The organism is Georgenia ruanii (assembly GCF_009193175.1).
Classification (GTDB): domain Bacteria; phylum Actinomycetota; class Actinomycetes; order Actinomycetales; family Actinomycetaceae; genus Georgenia; species Georgenia ruanii.
The window spans coordinates 43915-57594 of the sequence record NZ_VUKE01000013.1 but is presented as its reverse complement, the minus strand read 5'-3'; the positions used below and the strand labels follow the sequence as shown (position 1 = coordinate 57594).

Genomic DNA, 13680 nt, shown 5'->3' with positions numbered 1-13680 from the left:
GGTCACGCCCACTTCTTGATCGCCCAGCGCTCGAAGACGCCGAGGACGGCGTCGGAGAGCTTGCCGAGCACGGCCAGCAGCACGATCGCGAGGAGCAGGCGGTCGGTGCGGCCGTTGTTCTGGGAGTCGGTGAGGAGGAAGCCCAGGCCCATCGACGCCGCGATGAGCTCGGCGGCCACGAGGAACAGCCACCCCTGGGCCAGGGCCAGGCGCAGGCCCGAGATGATCGCGGGGAGGACGGCGGGCAGCTGCACCGTGGTGAGCAGGGACAGCCCCCGCAGCCCGAAGGCCCGCCCGGCCTCGACCAGGTGGCGGTCGACGTGGCGCAGGGCCCCCGAGACGGTGGTGAACACCGGGAAGAACGCGCCGATGGCCACGAGGGTGACCTTGGAGTCCTCCCCGATGCCGATCCAGATCAGCAGCAGCGGCACCCACGCCAGCGACGGGACGGCGCGGAACGCGCCGACGGTCGGGCCGAGCAGCACCTCGGCCCAGCGGGACAGGCCCAGCAGCGCCCCGAGGGCCAGGCCCAGCGAGCCGCCGATGGCGAAGCCGAGGAGCACCCGCTGGGTGGAGATCTGCACGTGGGTCCACAGCTCGCCGCGGGCGAGCAGATCGGCGCCGGCCTCGAGCACCCGCAGCGGGGCGGGCAGCTCGACGGCGCTGAACACCCCGGCGGTGGACAGCACGTGCCAGGCGGCGACGAGCGCGACCGGCAGGAGCAGCCCGGCCAGGGCGACCGGTCCGCGGCGCGGACGGCGTCCGGCGTCCGCCGCGCCGGGGCCGTCCGGCCCGCCCGTGCCCGCCACGCTCGCCTCGCCCGCCGGGCCGGTGCCCGGGGCCGCGACGACCGCGGCGCCGGTGGCGTAGGACCCGCTGCCGGTGCCGGCGATGACGGTCTCGCGGGGCTCCGCGCTCACTGCTTCTCCAGCGCGCCGGCCACCCGGGATGCGTCGGCATGCTCGGCGAGGTCGGCGTGGACGATGGTGCCGAGGGCGTCGTCGACCTGTGCCTGGTTCTTGACGTCGCCGTTGGCGACGAAGAACGGGCCGATGCCGCGCAGGACGTCCAGCTGCTTCTGCCCCGGGACGTTGTCGATGTCGAGGTGGGTCCGCTGAAGCACCGCCGTGGCGACCTCCGGGTCGATGTCGGCCTCGGTGGCGAGGATCTGCGCCGTCTCCTCCGGGTGCTCCAGCGCCCACTGGCGGGCGTACTCGTAGACGTCCACGACGGTCTGGGCCACCTCGGGCTGGTTCTCCAGGAAGTCCTCGGTGGCGTTGAGGAAGCCGTAGGAGTTGAAGTCGACGTTGCGGTAGAACAGCACGTCCCCGCCGCGCTCGGCGTCGGCCATGATCGGGTCGAGGCCCGCCCAGGCGTCGACGTCGCCGTTGTCGAGGGCCCGGCGGCCGTCGGCGTGCTGGAGGTTCTGCACCGTGACGTCGCCCGGGGCGACGCCGGCCTCGTCGAGGGCCTGCAGGAGCACGAAGTAGGGGTCGGTGCCCTTGGTGGCCGCGACGGACCTGCCGGCGAGGTCGTCGACGCCGGCGACGCCCGAGTCCGGCCGGGTGACCAGCGCGGACCACTCCGGCTGCGAGAACAGGTCGATGACCTGGATCGGGCTGCCGTTCGAGCGGGCGAGCAGCGCCGCCGAGCCCGCGGTGGAGCCGACGTCGACGGCGCCGGCGCGCAAGGACTCGTTGGCCTTGTTCGAGCCGGCCGAGAAGACCCAGGTGACCTTGACGTCCTCGCCGAGCGCCTGCTCGAGCCAGCCCTTGTCCTTGATGACCAGGGACAGCGGGTTGTAGGTGGCGTAGTCGATCTCGAGGGTCTGGGCCTTGGTCGTGGTCCCGGACGCCTTGGCGTCCTCCCCGGCGGAGCAGCCCGCCATCATGGCGCCGACGGCGGCGAGGGCGGCGACGGCGGACACGGTGCGGGTGCGGGACACGGGTGGGCCTTTCGGGTGGGGGAGAGCCGGGCGGTGGCACCGCGCGGCGGTCGACGGCGCCGGGGCGGCGCCGTCGGGGGATCGGTGGGGGTCAGTGGTGGGCGCGCTCGACGCCCAGGGCGGCGAGGAGGTCGCCGCGCAGCGCGGCGAGGGCGGCCGAGGAACGGTCGCGCGGCCGGGCGCCGGGGACGGTGACCACGGAGTGGACGCCGGCCGGTCCGGCGGCGTCCTCACGGCCCAGCACGAGGATGCGGTCGGCGAGCTGGAGCGCCTCGTCGACGTCGTGGGTGACGAGCAGGACCGTGGTGGGCTCGGCGGCGTGGACGTCGAGGAGGAGGTCCTGCATCTTTAGGCGCGTGAGGGCGTCGAGGGCGCCGAACGGCTCGTCCAGGAGCAGGACGCCGGGGGTGCGGGCCAGGGCCCGGGCCAGCGAGGCGCGCTGGGCCATGCCGCCGGAGACCTCCCGCGGCCGGTGGCCGGCGTGGCCGGCGAGGCCGACGAGCTCGAGGAGGCGGTCGACGACGGCGCCGCCCGCCCGCCGCCCGGTGCCGCGGGGTAGGCCGAGGGCGACGTTGTCGCGCAGGTTGCGCCACGGCAGCAGCCGCGGCTCCTGGAAGGCGACGGCGCAGCGGGGGTCGATCCCGCTCACGGGCGTGCCGTCGACGCGGACGGCGCCGGCGCTCGCCGTCTCCAGCCCGGCGGCGATGCGCAGGAGGGTGGACTTGCCGCAGCCGCTGGGGCCCAGGATCGCGACGACCTCGCCGGGGGCGACGGCGAAGGAGACGTCGGCCAGGACGGTGCGGTCGACGCCGCCGCTGCGGAAGGTCTTCCCGGCGCGCTCGAAGCGGACCTCGAGGGCGCGCATGCCGGCGGTGCGCTCCTGGGCCGCGGGGGGCGTGAGCACGCTGGCGGTCATGGTCACCTCCGGACACCGGGCACGGCGCCGGGTGCGACGTGCATCGGTGGTGATCATGTCGTCGCTGACAGGGCTGGTGTCGCGCGCGGTGCGGGGAATCTCGCCATGTGGCACGGCGGGGGTGGGCAGGCCGCTCGGCTTCTCACCTGGAGGACACCGCGGCGGGGCAGCCGGAAGGGATGCGGCGCTGACTCGGCCGGGGGGAGGCGGCGGCTCAGCGGGAGGGCACGGCGGCGAGCCAGCCGGCCAGCTCCTTGGGCTGAGACAGGTAGGCGCAGTGGCCGCCGGGGACCTCGGCGGCGGTGAGACCGAGGCGCTCGCGGACCATCGCCCGGAGGAAGACGGCGGGGAAGAACCGGTCGTCGCGGAAGAGCACGAAGGAGGTCGCCACGTCGGGCCACGCGGCCAGCGGCCAGGGCTCGGTCATGACGGTCATGGTCTGCTTCCGGGTGCGGCGCAGCGCCTCGGCGGCCAGGTGCGGCTCGACGTCGTGGAAGAAGGTCTCGACCACCCACGCCTCGCCCTCGGCCTCCTGGATGCGGCTCGGGTGCTCGCCGTCGTCGGCCGCGGCGCCGGGCTCGTCGTCGTCGGCCGCGGCTCCCGGCTCGCCGTCGGCGGTCGCGGCGCTGGGCCGACGCGTGTCGTCCTCGGTGCCCGCCTTCATGGCCCGCATGGCGGCCTGGTACCCGGAGGCCTCCCACCACTCGCTCCCGGTCTCCCCGGGGCGGGGCACCATCGCGGCGGCCAGCGCGAGATGGTCCGCGCCCAGGCGGGCGGCGACGTGGGGCGCGGTGAAGCCGCCGAGCGAGTGCCCGACCACCACGAGGCGGTCACGGCCCACCCCAGCGCGCTCCACGGCCTGCACGACGGTGTCCGTGTAGGCCGCGAGCCCGGCGCCGTCGTCCTCGCAGGGCAGGTCCGGCGCGACGACGTCGTGCCCGCGGGCCTGCAGCTCGGCCGCCACCAGGCGCCAGTCCCAGCCGCTGCCCCCGGCCCCGTGGACGATGGCGTAGGTGGTCATGAGCGCTGGGGGAGCTGTCCCGCGGCGACGCGGCCGACGAAGTCGGCGACCACCGGCGCCACCGCCGCGGGCACGAGCGCGTGGCCCTCGCCCTCGACCGTGCGGTGCTCCGCCCCGAAGGCCTCGGCGGCGTGCCGGGCGGACTCGGCCAGCTCGGGCCAGGTGTCCCGCCCCGCGAGGACGAGGACGGGCACCGTCAGAGCACGGCGAGGTCCGCGGGCTCGCCGTGCTCTGCCGACACCGCCGTGTCGTAGGCGAGCGACCGGGCCATCGCCGTCATGCGGCTCCAGGACGGCGACTGCCGGAACTGCGCGACCATCTCCGCGGGAAGTCCCACGGCGTCGGTCTGGAACAGCGTCACGGCCTCGTCCCCGCGGCCGCGCGCGGCCAGGTCCCAGAGGCGGCCCGGCAGGTCCGGCGGGATCCCCCGGGCGCCGGGGCGGGGGAGGAACGGCGGCTCGAAGAGCACGACGGCCAGCACGGGCAGGCCGGACGCGGCGGCCACGGCCGAGAGGATGGCGCCCGAGGAGTATCCGAGCAGGACCACCGGGCCGCCGACGGCCGCGATGATCGCCCGCAGGTCCGCCAGCTCGCGGGCCACCGCGCCGTTCAGGGTGTCGGCGTTGTCGCCGCTGTCACCGCGGCCCCGCCGGTCGTAACTGACGGTCAGGCCGGCCGGCGCGAGCGCCTCGGCGAGGGCGGCGAGGTCCGTGCGGTCGGCGCCGGCGGGGGTGAGGAGAACGACCGGTGGCCGGCCGGGAACCGGCTCACCATGGCGCTCGAGGACGAGGTCGGTGCCGTCGGCGGCGGTGACACGTTCCACGACTCTGTTCCGTTCCGCTCGGCAGCTGGCGAAGAGACGTTCGGGCTCGACCTCGGTGGTGTCCGCCGACCGGGTCGACGGCTCGGCGGTGAGGGGTCGGGCAGATCACCACGGTAGCCGCTGCCGGGCCGGCGGGGGCTCGATCGGCTCTCAGCCCTGCGCCGGGGCAGCCTCCTTGCCCGCACGCGCGGCCCCGCAGGAGCGCAGCCGGTTCTCCGGGTCCAGCTTCGGCACGATCTTGTCGAAGATCGCCTTGAGCTGGCGGGTCTGGGCCGGGGTGAGGTCGTCGAAGATGAGCGAGCGTACGGTGTCGACGTGGCCCGGGGCGGTCGCGACGACCTTCTGCCAGCCCTCCTCCGTGAGCACGGCCATGGTGCTGCGGCGGTCGCCCGGGACGGGCTGGCGCTCGACCCAGCCGCGCTGCTCGAGGCGGTCGACAAGGTGGGACAGGCGCGACATGCTGAGACTGGCCATGTGGGCGAGCTCGCTCATGCGGATGGCGTGACCGGGGGCCTCGGAGAGCGCGGACATCGCGACGTACCCCGCGTGCGTGAGCTCGGCGTCGCGCTGCAGCTGGGCGTCCAGGGCGCCGGGGAGCAACAGGATCGCGGCCATGAGGGACCGCCAGGCCGACTCCTGCTCGGCCGTCAGCCACTGGGTCGTCTCGTCCATGCCCGCCAGTGTAGCGCCAAGAAAATTGAGCGTTCAAGCAACTGGACGTGGAGAAGGTAGTTGACGGCTCAAGCGACCCGGGTCTAGCGTCAAGGTTGTCGCTTCAAGCAATGTGCCTGGGCGGTCGGGCCGTCGGCGCACGCCGCGGCGTTCCGCTCGGCCCCCGCACGCCCGCCGACTAGGGAGAGAGCCCATGGGCCTGTTCGACCGCTTCCGCCGCAGGGAGACCCCCGCGGCGGCCGCCCCGGAGCCCACCACCGCACCGGAGCCCACCCCGACGCCGAGCCCGGCGCCGTCGTCCAGCACCACCACAAGGAGCAGCAAGATGACCGCCATCACCATCATCGGCGCGGGCAACATGGCCCGCGGCATCGCCACCCGCGCCCTCGCCGGCGGGCACGCCGTCCAGATCCTCGCCCGCGACGAGTCCAACGCCGGCAGCCTCGCCGGCGAGCTCGGCGGCGCCGCCTCCGGCTCGCTGGCCGCCCCGGTCACCGGCGACATCGTCGTCCTCGCCCTGCCCTACGACGCCGCGCTCGCCGTGGCCGAGCAGCTGCGCGACGCCCTCGCCGGCAAGGTCGTCGTCGACATCTCCAACCCGGTCGACTTCGCCACCTTCGACCGCCTCGTCACCCCGGACGACTCCTCGGCCGCCCAGGAGATCCAGAAGGTCGTCCCCGCGTCCAAGGTGGTCAAGGGCTTCAACACCGTCTTCGCGGGCACGCTCGTCGCGGGCGAGGTCGCCGGCCAGAAGCTCGACGTGGCCCTGGCCGCGGACGACCCCGAGGCGAAGGACGCCGTCGCCGCCCTGGTCGAGTCCTCCGGGATGCGTGCCATCGACGCGGGCCCGCTCAAGCGCGCCCACCAGCTCGAGGGCCTCGGCTTCCTCCACATGGCCGTCCAGGGCCAGCTCGGCAACACCTGGAGCACCGCCGTGAAGATCATCGGCGCCTGACTCCGCCCGGTCCGCCGTCGCACCGACGCAGCAACCCACTGGGCCGGTGCCACCATGGGTGGCACCGGCCCGCCCGGTGGGCGCTCACTGCCTGTCCCAGGGCCGCTCACCGGCCCGCCCCGGGGCGCTCACCGCCGCACCCGCCCCACCGTTTCGTCCACGCACCGCTCACGCCAAGGACCGTCATGAGCTCACTGCTGAACCCCGCCGTCCCGGCGGGCGCGTTCGACACCTACCTGCCCACCGCCGTCGCCGCGAGCCGCCGCCAGCGGCCGTGGACGCCCGCGGACGGCCCGCTGCCGTCGCTGTACCTCAGCCACGGGGCACCGCCGCTGTTCGACGACCCGCTGTGGATCCGGCAGCTGTCCGAGTGGGCCCTGTCGCTGCCCAAGCCCCGCGCGATCCTCATCGTCAGCGCGCACTGGGAGAATGCGCCGCTCGCGCTGAGCGGCTCCGACGCCGGCACGCCGCTCGTGTACGACTTCGGCGGGTTCCACCGGCGCTACTACGAGATGACCTATGCGACGCCCGACGCCTCGGAGCTGCTGCGGCGGGTGGTGACCGCGATGCCGGACACCGAGCCGATCCACCAGTACACGGGCCGCGGGCTCGACCACGGCGCGTGGGTGCCCCTGAAGGTCATGTACCCGCTGGCGGACGTGCCCGTCCTGCAGATGTCGATGCCCACCCACGACCCCGACGCCCTCATGCGCATCGGTGCCCGCCTGCGCGAGCTGCGCGACGAGGGCGTGCTGATCATCGGCTCGGGGTTCATGACCCACGGGCTGCCCTACCTCACCCGAGAGATGTTCGAGGGCGCCGTCCCCACCTGGTCCTCCGACTTCGACGCGTGGGCGGCCGACGCGCTGGCACGCGGCGACGTGGACACCCTCGCCGCCTTCCGGACCCGGGCGCCGGGCATGCCCTACGCGCACCCGACGGTGGACCACTACATCCCGCTGTTCGTCACCCTCGGCGCCGCGACGGCCGCCGACGCACCGGTCACCACCGTCATCGACGGCTACATGATGGGGTTCGCGAAGCGGTCCTTCCAGGTGGCCTGACGCCCCCGGGAGATGCCGGACCGCCCGGCCGGACGCATCATGGGTGGCACGCGTGGTGACGCAACGACGCGCCGCCGTGAGGAGGGGCTGCGATGAGGATCAGCATCATCGGCACGGGCAACATGGGCCGGGCGATCGCCACGCGGGCGGCGACCGGCCACCACGACATCCAGGTCGTCGACCGCGACCGCGAGCACGCCGGGGCCCTCGCGCACGAGCTGGGCGGCAACGCCACCGCGGCCCAGCTCGGTGACCCGCTCACCGGCGACGTCGTCGTCCTCGCGCTGTACTACCAGCCCGTGATGAGCGTGATCAAGGACCACGGCCCGGAGCTGGAGGGCAAGGTCGTCGTCGACATCACCAACCCGGTGAACACCGAGACCTTCGACGGCCTCGTCACCCCGCCGAACTCCTCCGCCGCGGAGGAGATCCAGAAGAAGCTGCCCGGCTCGCGCGTGGTCAAGGCCTTCAACACCACCCTCGCCGGGCCGCTGACGGCGGGGGAGGTGGACGGGTACCTGCTCGACGTCTTCGTCGCCGCCGACGACGAGGAGGCCAAGTCCGCCGTGACCGACCTCGTCGAGTCGGCCGGGCTGCGCGCGCTCGACGCCGGCCCGTTGCGCCGCGCCCACGAGCTCGAGGCGATCGGGTTCCTCCAGATGACCATGCAGGGGGCGCTCGGCAACACGTGGAGCACGGCCGTCAAGGTGCTCGGGGCCTCCTAGGAGGGCAGCCATGTCCTTCATCTCCCGCGGCTTCAAGGGACGCCGCCGCGCCGGACCGCCGGGCCGCCTGCCGCCCGGGCAGTACGACGTCGGCGAGGGCTTCCCGGTGCTCTCCGCCGGGCCCACGCCGCACACCCCGCTGGGGGAGTGGGACTTCAGCGTCCGGGGCGAGGTGGACCACCTGCGCCGGTGGACCTGGGACGAGTTCCGCCGCCTCCCGCGCGCGGCGCCGACCGTGGACATCCACTGCGTGACGAGCTGGTCCAAGTTCGACACCCGCTGGGAAGGCGTCTCGGTGGACACCCTCCTCGAGGGCGTGGACACGCCGGCCGAGTTCGCCGTCGCCTTCTGCGACGGCGGCTACACCACCAACCTGCCGCTGGCGGACCTGCGCGGCGGGCGGGCATGGGTGGTGGACACCTTCGACGGCGCGCCGCTCGATCCCCAGCACGGCGGCCCGGCGCGCCTGCTCGTGCCGCACCTGTACTTCTGGAAGTCGGCGAAGTGGGTGCGCGGGCTGACCCTCACCCTGCGCGACGAGCCGGGGTTCTGGGAGACGTTTGGCTACCACAACCGCGGGGACCCATGGCGCGAGCAGCGGTACGCCGGCGACTGACCTGGCAGCGCGCGGAGGTGCGCAGCACCGGGCGCGAGAGCGCCCGGGCCTGGCGCCTCGCGCTCGCGCCGCCGGACTGGCCCGGGCACGTGCCCGGTCAGCACCTCGACGTGCGCCTGACCGCCGAGGACGGCTACACCGCCCAGCGCAGCTACTCCATCGCCTCGGCGCCGCGGGCCGGGCACGTCGAGCTCGTCGTCGAGCGCCTCGACGACGGCGAGGTCTCGCCCTACCTCACCGACGTCCTCGTCCCCGGCGACGTGCTCGAGCTGCGCGGCCCGGTCGGTGGCTACTTCGTCTGGCCGGGCGACGGCGGCGCCGTCCAGCTGGTCGCCGGCGGCTCGGGCGTCGTGCCGTTCCTCAGCATGCTCGCGGCCCGGCGCGACCGGGGCGCGGGCGGCGAGGTCCGGCTGCTCTACTCCGCCCGGACCCTCGACGACGTCATCGGCCGTGAGGAGCTGGAGCGGCCCGCCGACGGCGCGCAGGTGCGGCTGACCCTCACCCGCGGCGCACCGGCGGGCTGGGCCGGGCTGACAGGCCGGGTGGACGGGCCGATGCTGGCCGCGCACGCGCTGCCCGCCGCGGCGCGGCCGTGGGTGCTGGTGTGCGGGCCGACGGGGTTCGTCGAGGCGGTGGCGCGCGAGCTGCTCGCGCTGGGCCACGACCCGGCCCGGGTGAAGACCGAGCGGTTCGGAGCGACCGGGGGGTAGTGATGGACGAGGAAACGCAGGAGCGCCGCCTCGACGGCAACGCGGCGGCCGGGCCGCTGGCCGAGCTGTTCACCGTCGACCTGGCCGCGGCCGTGTCCACCTGCGCGGGGTGCGGGGCGGCGGCGCCGCTGGCCGCGCACCTGCTCTACGCCGACGCCCCGGCGCTGGTGGTGCGCTGCCCGAGCTGCACGGCCGTGGTGCTGCGCTTCGGCTCGGCCGAGGGCCGGCTGCGCCTGGACCTCACCGGGGCGCGGCTGATCACCGTCGACCTCGGTACCGCCGCGGCCTGACGCCCCGATTCGCGGGCTACCGTTCGGCCAGTGCCGCCAGGGCCTCGCGGCGCCGCTCCTGCTCGACGGGGTCGGGCACCGGCACCGAGGCCAGGAGGCGCTGGGTGTAGGGGTGCTGCGGGTCGCCGAGCACCTGCGCGCCGGCGCCCTCCTCGACCAGCCGGCCGCGGTAGAGCACCGCGATCCGGTCCGCCAGCATGCCGACCACCGCGAGGTCGTGGCTGATGAACAGCGTGGCGAAGCCCAGCCGCGCCTGGAGCTCGGTGAAGACCTCGAGCACCTTGGCCTGCACGGAGACGTCGAGGGCGGAGGTCGGCTCGTCGGCGATGAGCAGCTCGGGGTCGAGGGCGAGCCCCCGCGCCAGGCTCGCGCGCTGACGCTGCCCGCCGGAGAGCTCGTGCGGGTAGCGCTGGGCGTAGGCGACCGGCAGGTGCACCGCGTCGAGCAGCTCGTGCACCCGCGGCCGGGCGGCGGCCACGTCGCGGGCGTGGCCGTGCACGACCAGCGGCTCGGCGATCGCCTCCTCGAGCGTGAGCAGCGGGTTGAAGCTGGTGGCCGGGTCCTGAAAGACGAAGCCGATGCGCGCGCGCAGCGGCCGGAAGGCGCGCTCGCGGAAGCCGACCATCTCGTGGCCGAGCACCCGCAGCGACCCGCCGGTCGCCCGGGTCAGCCCGGCGATGGCCCGCCCGATCGTCGTCTTGCCGGAGCCGGACTCGCCGACCAGCCCGAGCACCTCGCCCGGCGCGATCGCCAGGCTCACCCGGTGCACGGCGCGAAAGCCGCTCTGCCCGAGGCGGCCGGGGTAGACGATCTCCAGGTCGCGGGCCTCGACCACGGCCGGCCCCGCGCCGCCCGCGGCGCCCGCGGCGTCCGGCCGGGGCTCGAGGTGCCCGGCCGCGTCGTCGTCCTGGCGGTGCCGGGCGGCCGGGGCGGCAGTCCGGTCGCGCGGGGCCGGGTCGGCGCCGCCGCCGAGCCGGGGGACCGCCGCGAGCAGGCGTCGTGTGTACTCGTGGCGCGGGGCGGCGAAGAGCTCGCGCACGCCGGCGACCTCGACCAGCTCGCCCTGGTACATCACCGCCACGCGGTCGGCCAGGTCGGCCACCACGCCCATGTTGTGCGTGATGAGCACGATCGCGGTGCCGAACTCGGTGCGCACCCGGCGCAGCAGGTCGAGGATCTCGGCCTGCACGGTGACGTCGAGGGCGGTGGTCGGCTCGTCGGCGACGATGACCTTGGGGCCGAGCACGAGCGCCATGGCGATGACCAGGCGCTGCTTCTGCCCGCCGGAGAACTGGTGCGGGTAGTGGTCCACCCGGCGCTCCGGGTCGGGGATGCCGACCTTGCCGAGGATCTCGATCGCCTTGGCGCGCGCCGCCTTCTTGGAGTACTGCCCGTGCGCGCGCAGCCCCTCGGCGATCTGCCAGCCCACCGTGAAGACCGGGTTGAGCGCCGTGGACGGCTCCTGGAACACCATCGCCACGTCCCGGCCCCGCACGCCGCGCAGCCCGTCGCCGGTGAGGCCGACGACGTCCTGCCCGGCCAGGACGACGGCGCCGGAGACCGTCGCGCTGTCGGGCAGCAGCTTGAGGATGGTCTTGGCGGTCACCGTCTTGCCCGAGCCGGACTCCCCGACGATGGCCAGCACCTCGCCCGGCTCGACGCTCAGCGACACCCCGCGCACGGCGGGCACCGGGGCGGCGTCGGTGGCGAAGGTGACCTCGAGGTTGGTGATGTCGACGACGGGGCTCACGCCTGGTCTCCGTTCTGCGCGGTGGGGGCGGTGCCGTCGGCGGCGGGGACGGCGTCCGCGGCGGTGTCCGGCGAGGCCGGGGTGGGCGCGGGGGCGCCGGCGAGCCGGCGGGGCGCGCGCCGGCGGATGCGCAGGCGCGGGTCGGACAGGTCGTTGAGGCTCTCGCCCACCAGCGTCACCCCGAGCACGAGCAGCACGATCGCGGCGCCGGGGAAGATGCCGGTCCACCAGATGCCGCTGGCGACGTCGGCGAGCGCCCGGTTGAGGTCGTAGCCCCACTCGGCCGCCGCCGTCGGGTTGATGCCGAAGCCGAGGAAGCCCAGGCCCGCCAGGGTGAGGATCGCCTCGGAGGCGTTGAGGGTGACGATGAGCGGCAGCGACCGGGTCGCGTTGCGCAGCACGTGCCGGCCGAGGATGCGCGGGGTGGAGGTGCCGATGACCCGGGCGGACTCGACGAACGGCTCGGCCTTGAGGCGGACGGTCTCGGCGCGCACCACGCGGAAGTACTGCGGCACGAACACCACCGTGATCGACAGCGCCGCGGCGGTGATGCCGCTGAGGAAGCCGGACTGCCCGCCGCTGATGATGATCGAGATGACGATCGCCAGCAGCAGGGACGGCATGGCGTAGATCGCGTCGGCGACGGTCACCAGGACCCGGTCCACCCAGCCGCCGAGGTAGCCCGAGAGCAGGCCCAGCGCCACGCCGAGGAAGATCGAGGCGACGACGGCGAGCACGACCGTCAGCAGCGCCGTCTGCGAGCCCCACACCACCCGGGAGAAGACGTCGTAGCCGCCGACGGTGGTGCCCCAGACGTGCTCGCCCGACGGCGCGGCCTGGCGGGCGAAGTTCCCGTCCGGGCCGCTGAGCTGGTTGTACGAGTACGGGGTGACGAGCGGCGCGAGGACGGCGAGCAGGACGAACCCGACGCACAGCACGAGCCCGGCGACGAGCATGCCGCGCTGCAGGCCCACGCTGCGCCGCAGGTGCCAGATCACCGGCAGCTTCTTCCAGCGGGCCTCGGCGGAGGAGCCGGGTAGGACGACGTCGGCGGCGGCCGCCGCCTGGTCGACCTCAGGCCGCCCGGCGGCCTCGGAGCGGAGCTGGCTCATCAGTACCTCACCCTCGGGTCGACCAGCGCGGCGATGACGTCCACGACGAAGTTGGTGACGGCGACGATCACGGCGATGAGGGCGACGATGCCCTGGACCGCGACGTAGTCGCGGGCGCCCAGGTACTGGGCCAGCTGGAAGCCCAGGCCGCGCCACTCGAAGGTGGTCTCGGTGAGGATCGCCCCGCCCATCATGAGCGCGATCTGCATGCCCATGACGGTGATGATGGGGATGAGCGCCGGCTTGTAGGCGTGGCGGCGCACGAGGCGGGACTCGCGCACGCCGCGCGAGCGGGCGGCGTCGACGTAGTCCATGCCGAGCGTGCCGATGACGTTGGTGCGCACCAGGCGCAGGAACACCCCGGCGGTGAGCAGCCCGAGCGCCACCGCGGGCAGCACGGCGTGCGCCAGGACGTCGCTGATGAGGTCCCACCGCCCGGTGCGGAGGGCGTCGATGGTGTTGATGCCGGTCGAGCCGGAGATGCGCCCGAGGATGAGCTGGACGTCGGTGGAGGCCCGCCCGCCGAGCGGGAACCAGCCCAGCCAGACGGAGAAGACGAGCTTGAGGATCAGTCCGGCGAAGAACACCGGGGTGGCGTAGCAGAGGATCGCGAAGACGCGCAGGACGGCGTCGGGGAAGCGGTCGCGCAGGTAGGCGGCCAGCATGCCCAGCGGGATGCCGACGACGAGGGCGACCACCAGCGAGTAGAGCACCAGCTCCAGGGTCGCGGAGCCGTAGGTCACGAGGATCTCGCCGATGGCCCGGTTGTCGGTGATGGTGCGGCCGAAGTCGCCGGTGAAGACCTGGCCGAGGTACTCGCCGTACTGCACGAGGATCGGCCGGTCGTACCCGGCCGCGTGCAGCCGCTCGGCGAGCTGCGCCTGGGTCAGGCGCCCGCCCACGGAGGCGGTGATCGGGTCCCCGACCACGCGCATGAGGAAGAAGACCAGCGTCACCAGGATGAGCACGGTGGGGATGATGAGCAGGAAGCGGACCAGGATGTACCGGCCCAGTCCCGAGCCCCCTCCGGTCTTGGCGGTCGCCGTGGTGCCCACGGTCCGCTCGTCGGCGATCGTCACCG

16 protein-coding genes are annotated in these 13680 nt (G+C 74.5%); 6 read left to right on the top strand and 10 right to left on the bottom strand.

Features of this window, described 5'->3' with window-relative positions; all coding sequences use genetic code 11:
• Positions 1-2 precede the first annotated feature (2 nt).
• The 7 genes from GD880_RS13440 to GD880_RS13410 all read right to left on the bottom strand — a co-directional run bounded on the left by GD880_RS13440 (position 3) and on the right by GD880_RS13410 (position 5377).
• Positions 3-920, bottom strand: coding sequence for an ABC transporter permease (locus GD880_RS13440; RefSeq protein WP_226909652.1), 918 nt, complete (start codon positions 918-920; stop codon positions 3-5).
• Complete coding sequence (locus GD880_RS13435) at positions 917-1945, bottom strand: aliphatic sulfonate ABC transporter substrate-binding protein (RefSeq protein WP_405002753.1); 1029 nt, start codon at positions 1943-1945, stop codon at positions 917-919. Before GD880_RS13435 ends, GD880_RS13440 begins: the two co-directional genes overlap by 4 nt.
• A 91-nt stretch (positions 1946-2036) precedes the next feature.
• Positions 2037-2861: an ABC transporter ATP-binding protein gene (locus GD880_RS13430; protein WP_152232129.1), complete on the bottom strand. Its 825-nt coding sequence runs from the start codon at positions 2859-2861 to the stop codon at positions 2037-2039.
• Between the two features lie 214 nt (positions 2862-3075).
• Positions 3076-3882, bottom strand: a complete 807-nt coding sequence (locus GD880_RS13425; protein WP_152232128.1) for an alpha/beta hydrolase — start codon at positions 3880-3882, stop codon at positions 3076-3078.
• Complete coding sequence (locus tag GD880_RS13420; RefSeq protein WP_152232127.1) at positions 3879-4076, bottom strand: hypothetical protein; 198 nt, start codon at positions 4074-4076, stop codon at positions 3879-3881. The genes GD880_RS13425 and GD880_RS13420 overlap by 4 nt, the downstream gene beginning before the upstream one ends.
• A 2-nt stretch (positions 4077-4078) precedes the next feature.
• On the bottom strand, positions 4079-4705 hold the full coding sequence (locus tag GD880_RS13415) for an alpha/beta hydrolase (protein WP_152232126.1): 627 nt from the start codon (positions 4703-4705) through the stop codon (positions 4079-4081).
• A gap of 150 nt (positions 4706-4855) precedes the next feature.
• Complete coding sequence (locus tag GD880_RS13410) at positions 4856-5377, bottom strand: MarR family winged helix-turn-helix transcriptional regulator (protein WP_152232125.1); 522 nt, start codon at positions 5375-5377, stop codon at positions 4856-4858.
• Between the two features lie 193 nt (positions 5378-5570).
• On the opposite strand from GD880_RS13410, the gene GD880_RS13405 reads away from it, so the two are divergent.
• From GD880_RS13405 to GD880_RS13380, 6 genes are all read left to right on the top strand, one after another.
• A complete protein-coding gene (locus tag GD880_RS13405; protein ID WP_226909651.1) occupies positions 5571-6332 on the top strand; it encodes an NADPH-dependent F420 reductase in 762 nt (253 codons plus the stop codon).
• Positions 6333-6517: 185 nt separating this feature from the next.
• Positions 6518-7396 (top strand): dioxygenase family protein, encoded by an 879-nt coding sequence (locus GD880_RS13400; RefSeq protein WP_152232124.1) that lies wholly within the window; start codon positions 6518-6520, stop codon positions 7394-7396.
• Positions 7397-7488: 92 nt separating this feature from the next.
• Positions 7489-8121: an NADPH-dependent F420 reductase gene (locus tag GD880_RS13395; RefSeq protein ID WP_152232123.1), complete on the top strand. Its 633-nt coding sequence runs from the start codon at positions 7489-7491 to the stop codon at positions 8119-8121.
• Positions 8122-8131: 10 nt separating this feature from the next.
• Positions 8132-8737, top strand: a complete 606-nt coding sequence (locus GD880_RS13390; protein WP_152232122.1) for a sulfite oxidase-like oxidoreductase — start codon at positions 8132-8134, stop codon at positions 8735-8737.
• On the top strand, positions 8707-9447 hold the full coding sequence (locus GD880_RS13385; RefSeq protein ID WP_152232121.1) for a ferredoxin reductase: 741 nt from the start codon (positions 8707-8709) through the stop codon (positions 9445-9447). Before GD880_RS13390 ends, GD880_RS13385 begins: the two co-directional genes overlap by 31 nt.
• Positions 9448-9449: 2 nt before the next feature.
• Positions 9450-9737 (top strand): DUF6510 family protein, encoded by a 288-nt coding sequence (locus GD880_RS13380; RefSeq protein WP_152232120.1) that lies wholly within the window; start codon positions 9450-9452, stop codon positions 9735-9737.
• A gap of 16 nt (positions 9738-9753) precedes the next feature.
• Here GD880_RS13380 and GD880_RS13375 read toward each other — a convergent pair whose 3' ends face one another.
• Genes GD880_RS13375 through GD880_RS13365 form a run of 3 tightly spaced genes read right to left on the bottom strand, consistent with a single transcriptional unit; the run spans position 9754 to position 13678 of the window.
• Positions 9754-11487, bottom strand: a complete 1734-nt coding sequence (locus GD880_RS13375; RefSeq protein ID WP_152232119.1) for a dipeptide ABC transporter ATP-binding protein — start codon at positions 11485-11487, stop codon at positions 9754-9756.
• Positions 11484-12599, bottom strand: coding sequence for an ABC transporter permease (locus tag GD880_RS13370; protein ID WP_226909650.1), 1116 nt, complete (start codon positions 12597-12599; stop codon positions 11484-11486). Before GD880_RS13370 ends, GD880_RS13375 begins: the two co-directional genes overlap by 4 nt.
• Complete coding sequence (locus tag GD880_RS13365; RefSeq protein WP_405002752.1) at positions 12599-13678, bottom strand: ABC transporter permease; 1080 nt, start codon at positions 13676-13678, stop codon at positions 12599-12601. The genes GD880_RS13370 and GD880_RS13365 overlap by 1 nt, the downstream gene beginning before the upstream one ends.
• Positions 13679-13680 lie beyond the last annotated feature (2 nt).

Bases quoted from the DNA above. Each gene is read 5' to 3' on its own strand.
- GD880_RS13430 (WP_152232129.1), bottom strand. From the start codon at position 2,861: ATGACCGCCAGCGTGCTCACGCCCCCCGCGGCCCAGGAGCGCACCGCC.
- GD880_RS13425 (WP_152232128.1), bottom strand. From the start codon at position 3,882: ATGACCACCTACGCCATCGTCCACGGGGCCGGGGGCAGCGGCTGGGAC.
- GD880_RS13410 (WP_152232125.1), bottom strand. From the start codon at position 5,377: ATGGACGAGACGACCCAGTGGCTGACGGCCGAGCAGGAGTCGGCCTGG.
- GD880_RS13405 (WP_226909651.1), top strand. From the start codon at position 5,571: ATGGGCCTGTTCGACCGCTTCCGCCGCAGGGAGACCCCCGCGGCGGCC.
- GD880_RS13400 (WP_152232124.1), top strand. From the start codon at position 6,518: ATGAGCTCACTGCTGAACCCCGCCGTCCCGGCGGGCGCGTTCGACACC.
- GD880_RS13395 (WP_152232123.1), top strand. From the start codon at position 7,489: ATGAGGATCAGCATCATCGGCACGGGCAACATGGGCCGGGCGATCGCC.
- GD880_RS13390 (WP_152232122.1), top strand. From the start codon at position 8,132: ATGTCCTTCATCTCCCGCGGCTTCAAGGGACGCCGCCGCGCCGGACCG.
- GD880_RS13385 (WP_152232121.1), top strand. From the start codon at position 8,707: ATGGCGCGAGCAGCGGTACGCCGGCGACTGACCTGGCAGCGCGCGGAG.
- GD880_RS13380 (WP_152232120.1), top strand. From the start codon at position 9,450: ATGGACGAGGAAACGCAGGAGCGCCGCCTCGACGGCAACGCGGCGGCC.
- GD880_RS13370 (WP_226909650.1), bottom strand. From the start codon at position 12,599: ATGAGCCAGCTCCGCTCCGAGGCCGCCGGGCGGCCTGAGGTCGACCAG.